This window comes from Streptomyces sp. NPDC029292 (genome assembly GCF_055569295.1).
On record NZ_JBVHXR010000020.1, the window covers coordinates 57722 to 64302 of the forward strand.

The 6581-nt window shown below is 69.9% G+C and carries 4 protein-coding genes; 2 read left to right on the forward strand and 2 right to left on the reverse strand.

Annotation, left to right across the window (positions count from 1 at the left end; translation table 11 throughout):
* Positions 1-114 precede the first annotated feature (114 nt).
* Both ACZ4WS_RS35455 and ACZ4WS_RS35460 read right to left on the reverse strand, forming a co-directional pair.
* Positions 115-2046 (reverse strand): acyl-CoA dehydrogenase family protein, encoded by a 1932-nt coding sequence (locus tag ACZ4WS_RS35455; protein ID WP_467986954.1) that lies wholly within the window; start codon positions 2044-2046, stop codon positions 115-117.
* Between the two features lie 134 nt (positions 2047-2180).
* On the reverse strand, positions 2181-2987 hold the full coding sequence (locus ACZ4WS_RS35460) for a GH12 family glycosyl hydrolase domain-containing protein (RefSeq protein WP_467986955.1): 807 nt from the start codon (positions 2985-2987) through the stop codon (positions 2181-2183).
* A gap of 261 nt (positions 2988-3248) precedes the next feature.
* On the opposite strand from ACZ4WS_RS35460, the gene ACZ4WS_RS35465 reads away from it, so the two are divergent.
* Together ACZ4WS_RS35465 and ACZ4WS_RS35470 are read left to right on the forward strand one after the other, a co-directional pair.
* Positions 3249-4262 (forward strand): LacI family DNA-binding transcriptional regulator, encoded by a 1014-nt coding sequence (locus ACZ4WS_RS35465; protein ID WP_467986956.1) that lies wholly within the window; start codon positions 3249-3251, stop codon positions 4260-4262.
* A gap of 106 nt (positions 4263-4368) precedes the next feature.
* On the forward strand, positions 4369-6420 hold the full coding sequence (locus tag ACZ4WS_RS35470; RefSeq protein WP_467986957.1) for a glycoside hydrolase family 31 protein: 2052 nt from the start codon (positions 4369-4371) through the stop codon (positions 6418-6420).
* The last annotated feature ends 161 nt before the right edge of the window (positions 6421-6581 follow it).

The following is a 6581-nucleotide window of genomic DNA, read 5'->3' on the forward strand; positions in this document are numbered from 1 at the left end:
CCTTGGCGCATCTGCTGTCCCCGTTCACCATTCCACTCATTGTTGACGCACAGCTTCGGTGCGGCAAGCAGCAGAATGGCGAACGGGGGCTGCTGTGCATTCCTGGGGAAAGGGTCAGCGAATGGGGCGGTGGACGTTCTCCTTCTTGCTCGGGCCCGGCGTCGCGTCGGCGATCCACGGGCCCTCGCCCGACGGGTCGATGACGCCCTCCTCCAGCCATGCGTAGGTGCCCGACAGGACACCCTTGACCACCTTGCGGTCGAGGTCGTCGGTGTTGGTCCACAGGCGGTCGAAGAGTTCGTCGACGCGGATGCGGGACTGCCGGCAGAACGCGTCGGCGAGCTGGTAGGCCTCGCGGCCGTGCTCCCCGGTGGTGCGCAGGAGTTCGGCGCGGACGCAGGCCGCGCTCATCGCGAAGAGCTCGGCACCGATGTCGACGATCCGGCCCAGGAAGCCCTGCTTGGTCTCCATCCGGCCCTGCCAGCGGGACATGGCGTAGAAGGTGGAGCGGGCCAGCTTGCGGGCGCTGCGTTCGACGTAGCGCAGGTGGGGTGAGAGGTCGACGTCCTGGTTGAATTCGCCGTACGAGCGAGGGAGCTGACCGGCGCCCGCGACCAGCTTCGGGAGCCACTTGGCATAGAAGACGCCGGCGTTCGCGCCCGCCTTCGCCTTGTCCGAGAGGGACTTGTCCGGGTCGATGAGGTCACCGGCCACGGACAGATGGGCGTCCACGGCCTCGCGGGCGATCAGCAGGTGCATGATCTCCGTGGAGCCCTCGAAGATGCGGTTGATCCGCAGGTCGCGCAGGATCTGCTCGGCGGGAACCGCCCGCTCCCCGCGGGCCGCCAGCGACGCCGCGGTCTCGAAGCCGCGGCCGCCGCGGATCTGGACCAGTTCGTCGGCCATCAGACAGCCCATCTCGGAGCCGTACAGCTTCGCGAGGGCGGCCTCGATGCGGATGTCGTTACGGTTCTCGTCGGCCATCTGCGAGGACAGGTCGACGACAGCCTCCAGCGCGAACGTCGTCGCCGCGATGAAGGAGATCTTCGCGCCGACGGCCTCGTGGAAGGCGACCGGCTTGCCCCACTGCTCGCGCGCCGCCGACCACTCGCGGGCGATCTTCAGACACCACTTGCCCGCGCCCACGCACATGGCGGGCAGCGAGAGACGGCCGGTGTTCAGCGTGGTGAGCGCGATCTTCAGGCCCGCGCCCTCCGGTCCGATCCGGTTCGCGGCGGGCACCCGGACCTGGTGGAAGCGGGTGACGCCGTTCTCCAGGCCGCGCAGGCCCATGAAGGCGTTGCGGTTCTCGACGGTGATGCCCTCGGAGCCCGCCTCCACCACGAACGCCGTGATGCCGCCCTTGTGGCCCTCGGACTTCGGCACGCGGGCCATGACGACGAGGAGGTCGGCGACGACGCCGTTGGTCGTCCAGAGTTTCACTCCGTCGAGGACGTAGTCGTCCCCGTCCGGTACGGCGGACGTGGCGAGCCGCGCCGGGTCGGAGCCGACGTCCGGCTCGGTGAGGAGGAAGGCGGAGATGTCGGTGCGGGCGCAGCGCGGCAGGAAGGTGTCCTTCTGCTCCTGGGTGCCGAAGAGCTTCAGCGGCTGCGGTACGCCGATCGACTGGTGTGCGGACAGCAGCGCGCCGATCGCCGGGCTCGCGGAGCCGACCAGGGCGAGCGACTTGTTGTAGTAGACCTGCGTCAGGCCCAGACCGCCGTACTTGGTGTCGATCTTCATGCCGAAGGCGCCGATGTCCTTGAGCCCGTCGATCGTCGCGTCCGGGATCTGCGCCTCGCGCTCGATGCGGGCCGAGTCGATCTTCGTCTCGCAGAAGTCGCGCAGCTTGGCGAGGAACTCCTCGCCGCGCTGCGCGTCCTCGTCGGGCGGCAGGGGGTGCGGGTGGATCAGGTCGAGCCGGAAGCGGCCGAGGAACAGTTCCTTGGCGAAGCTGGGCTTGCGCCAGTCCTGTTCACGCGCGGCCTCGGCGACTTGGCGGGCCTCACGTTCAGTGACTGTGGGCTGGTGGGGTGCTGCGGACATGAGGGTCACCTCGCCGCGAATAGGGATCTTGGGGGTGTTCGTTACCGACCGGTGCTACTCGATCGTATGTACCCGATTCAGGGTGACCCCACCAGTCCTCGCGCAGCGTTCGGCCCAACGCGCGCCCCCGGGTGTCAGCCGATGTCCACCGAGTACGCCTTCGTGTCGAGCCGTCCGGAGCCGCGGAAGACCTCGCTGCCCGACTCGATGCCGGAGAGGTACTTGTCGTTGCTCAGCAGCTTGCGGCGGACCAGCGCCTGGGTGAAGTCGTCCAGGTTGAGGGTGGCCTTGGTGGTGTTCGTGCGGCGGACGAAGGAGTACACCTTCCAGCCGATGTCGCCCTGGTAGATGTCCCACATCGCGCCGCCGAGGCTGACGCTGCCGTACTTGGTGCCGAGCGGGCCCGCGCCGCCCTGCCGGTTGAGCCAGACCATGATTTCGTCGGTGGGCTGGTCCTGCCAGTCCGCGTTGTTCTTGGCGTGCAGCCACAGGTCGTACGCGACGTTCATGGTGCCCGGGTCGGAGCTGACCGAGAAGTCCCAGCTGGTCCTGACGGGCTTGCGGTCGCCGACCCGGACGGGCAGCTCGGTGGAGGCCTTGTCGGTCTTCCAGCCCCAGTGCCAGCCGAGCACCGTACTGGCGTACGACTTCACGGAGTTTTCCTTGCCGGCCTTGCCGGCCCAGGTGTACTCCGTGCCCCAGGAGATGGTGTCGCCGGACCGCGAGGTGTCCCAGACGCACTGGGTACCGGTGCCGTCGTCCTGCCCCCAGAGGTTGTTGTTGACGTAGTACTTGCCCATCGTGACGGTGTCGAAGGCGCCGCACTTCTTGCTGTCCTCGCCCGCCCGGGCGATGGTGACGGACGCCGCGGCCGCGAGGGCGACGCTCGTGGCGACCAGCATCTTGGCCTTCTTGGAGAAGCGAGGACGTCGGTGTTGCATCGGGGGTCCTTCCGGGGGACGGTCTGTGTACGCCCTCTCAGTGGCCGCCGGACGCCGGGGAGGTTGCCGCGCGGCCGCAAATCACGTGCCCGAGCGTGGCGCCGGAAAGGGGGCGAAGCGCGGCACGAGAAAGTAGGTGTCGAAGCGCTTCGACAACCTATGGACACCCACCACCCATCGAGCTACTGTCGAGCCACCCTCACTCGCCCTTATCCACAACGCGCACTGTCGAAGCGCTTCACACAACGCTTGGAGAGCTGGATGGTCACCCTCGCCGAGGTCGCCCAGCACGCCGGAGTCTCGGCGAGCACGGTGAGCTATGTCCTCAGCGGCAAGCGGTCCATCTCCGCGGGCACCCGGCAGCGGGTCGAGCGGAGCATCCAGGAGCTCGGCTACCACCCGAACGCGGGCGCCCGGGCCCTGGCGAGCAGCAGGTCCAACATCATCGCCCTGATGATTCCGCTCCGCACGGACATGTACGTGCCCGTGATGATGGAGATCGCCATCGCGGTGGCGACCAACGCCCGCACCCACGGGTACGACGTGCTGCTGCTCACCGGCGAGGAGGGTCCCGACGCGGTACGCCGGGTCACCGGCAGCGGGCTCGCCGACGCGATGATCCTGATGGACGTCGAACTCGACGACGAGCGGCTGCCGCTGCTGCGTGAGACGGACCAGCCGTCCGTGCTCATCGGACTGCCCGCCGACACCTCCGGACTGACCTGTGTCGACCTCGACTTCGGCGCCACGGGCGCACTGTGCGCCGAGCATCTGGCGAAGCTGGGCCACCGTGACATCGCTGTCATCGGCGAGGCGCCCGCGGTCTACGAGCGCCACACGGGCTTCGCCGAGCGCACGCTCGACGGACTCCGGTCCCGTTCACGGGAGTTGGGCCTGCGCGTGCTGCACCGTCCCTGCGAGGGCGGCTTCGACGCGATGTCCCTGACCCTCGCCCGGGTCTTCGACGAGCGCCCGGGTACCACGGGCTTCGTCGTACAGAACGAGTCCGCGGTCGAGCCGCTGCTCGCGCTGCTGCGCCAGCAGGGCCGTGCCGTGCCCGAGGACGTCTCGGTGATCGCGATCTGCCCGGACCAGGTCGCCACGCAGGCCTCGGTGCGGCTGACCTCGGTCGCCATCCCCGCGCAGGAGATGGGCCGGCACGCCGTGGAGCATCTGATCGCCAAGCTCGAAGGGCATGGCAAGGACGAAGTCGTGCTGCTCGCACCCGAGTTGACGGTGCGGGCGAGCACAGGCCCGGCGCCGAGCGCCGTCTGAGCACCGCGCACCCACCTCTTCCGCCCCGACGGGGCATCCCTTCCTTTCCCGGCCGCCAGAGCCGCGCCGGGTCTGTCACCACTCCTTTCCTTCAGGAGCACCCCACGTGAATCAGCCTGCCGAAAACCAGCCTCCTCAGGGCGCAGTCAGCCTCGCGCAGTCCTCCCCGACCGTCGGCACGTTCCGCGAGCGGGGCGGCGCGCTGGAGTGGAGCGGCCGCCAGGAGACCGTACGCATCGAGCCGTGGGGCCCGGACGCGGTCCGTGTCCGCGCGCGCCTCGGCGGCCCGGTCCTGGAGGACCTTCCCGGCGCTCTGCTCGACGAGCCGCAGGCCACCGAGAGCAGCGTCAAACTCCAGGACGGTGAAGGCCAGTTGACGGTCGGCGCGCTGACCGTCGAGGTCAGCGCCGAGGGGCTCATCCGTTTCACCCGCACCGCCGACGGCAGCGAACTGCTCGCCGAGGAGCGCGCGCACTTCTGGTGGCCGGGCTCGCGCCTCTACACCCCGACCGGCAACGGCCATCACCGCCTGGAGCAGCGGTTCGCCGCGTACGAGGGCGAGAAGCTGTTCGGGCTCGGCCAGCATCAGCACGGGCTGCTGGACCAGAAGGGCGCGGTCCTGGACCTGATCCAGCGCAACGCCGAGGTGACCATCCCGGTGCTGGCCTCCAGTCGCGGCTACACCTTCCTGTGGAACAGCCCGGCGATCGGCCGCGTCGAGCTGGCGGGCAACGGCACCCGCTGGGTCGCCGACTCGGCCCGCCAGCTCGACTACTGGATCACGGCGGGCACCCCGGCCGACGGCCAGCGCCGCTACAGCGCCGCCACCGGCCGTACGCCGATGCTGCCCGAGTGGGCGGCGGGCTTCTGGCAGTGCAAGCTGCGCTACCGGACGCAGGACGAACTCCTCGAAGTGGCACGGGAGTACAAGCGCCGGGGCCTCCCCCTCTCCGTCATCGTCTGCGACTTCTTCCACTGGACCCACCTGGGCGATTGGAAGTTCGACCCGGCCGAGTGGCCCGACCCCGCGGCGATGCAGCAAGAGCTCACGGAACTCGGCGTCAAGCTCGTCGTGTCCGTCTGGCCGTCCGTCTCGCCCCTCTCCGAGAACCATCAACTCATGGAACAGCGCGGGTACTTCATCGGCACCGAGTACGGCCCGATGGCGCACGCCGACTGGCCCGACAAGGGGGTCGCGTCCACCGTCCAGGTGGCCTTCTACGACGCGACGAACCCCGAGGCACGCGACTTCCTGTGGTCGCGCGTGAAGGACAACTACCTCGACCCGTACGGGATCACGGCCTTCTGGCTGGACGCCTGCGAGCCGGAGCTGAAGCCGGGCTTCCAGGAGAACCTGCGCTATCACGCGGGCCCCGGCCTCGAAGTGGGCAACATGTACCCGCGCGAAAACGCCCGCGCCTTCTACGAGGGCATGCTGGCCGCCGGCGAGACCGAGGTCGTCACCCTCAACCGCTCGGCGTGGGCGGGCAGTCAGCGCTACGGCGCCGCCCTGTGGTCCGGCGACATCGGCACGGACTTCGCGAGTCTGCGCCACCAGATCGCGGCGGGCCTCAACACCGCGCTCTCCGGCATCCCTTGGTGGAACACCGACATCGGCGGCTTCCACGGCGGCGACCCGGACGACCCGGCGTACCGCGAGGTCATGGTCCGCTGGTTCCAGTTCGGCGCGCTGTCCCCGCTGATGCGCCTGCACGGCTTCCGCGACCCGGGCATGCCGCTCGGCCCGGACATGACCGGCGGCCCGAACGAGGTCTGGTCATACGGCGAGGAGGCCGGCGCGATCCTGGAGAAGTACCTGCGGCTGCGCGAGCGCCTCAAGCCGTACGTCCTCGATGTCATGCGCGCCGCGCACGAGGAGGGGCTGCCGGCCATGCGCCCGCTGTTCCTGGAGTTCCCGGACGACCAGGCCGCCTGGTCGGTGGACGACGCGTACCTCTTCGGTCCCGACCTCCTGGTCGCACCGGTGCTCACGGCGGGCGCGACGGCCCGTACCGCCTACCTCCCGGCGGGGGCCCGGTGGACCGACGCGTGGACCGGTGAGACGTACGAAGGGGGCGCGGCCGTGACCGTCGACGCCCCGCTGGACCGCATCCCGCTGTTCCTGCGGGACGGCGCGGACCTGCCCGTGGCCGAATAGCCGAGTGGGGGGGGGGGGGGTGGGGGGGGGGGGGGGGGGTGGGGTGGGGGGGGGGGGGGGGGGGGGGGTGGGGGGGGTGGGGGAGGGGGGGGGGGGGGAGGGGGGAGGGGGGGTGGGTGTCCGCATGTTCGCACAACTGCGGGGACTGGCTGACGAGTTCC

Coding starts and splice junctions, on each gene's coding strand:
- ACZ4WS_RS35455 (WP_467986954.1), bottom strand. CDS start 2,046: ATGTCCGCAGCACCCCACCAGCCCACAGTCACTGAACGTGAGGCCCGC.
- ACZ4WS_RS35460 (WP_467986955.1), bottom strand. CDS start 2,987: ATGCAACACCGACGTCCTCGCTTCTCCAAGAAGGCCAAGATGCTGGTC.
- ACZ4WS_RS35465 (WP_467986956.1), top strand. CDS start 3,249: ATGGTCACCCTCGCCGAGGTCGCCCAGCACGCCGGAGTCTCGGCGAGC.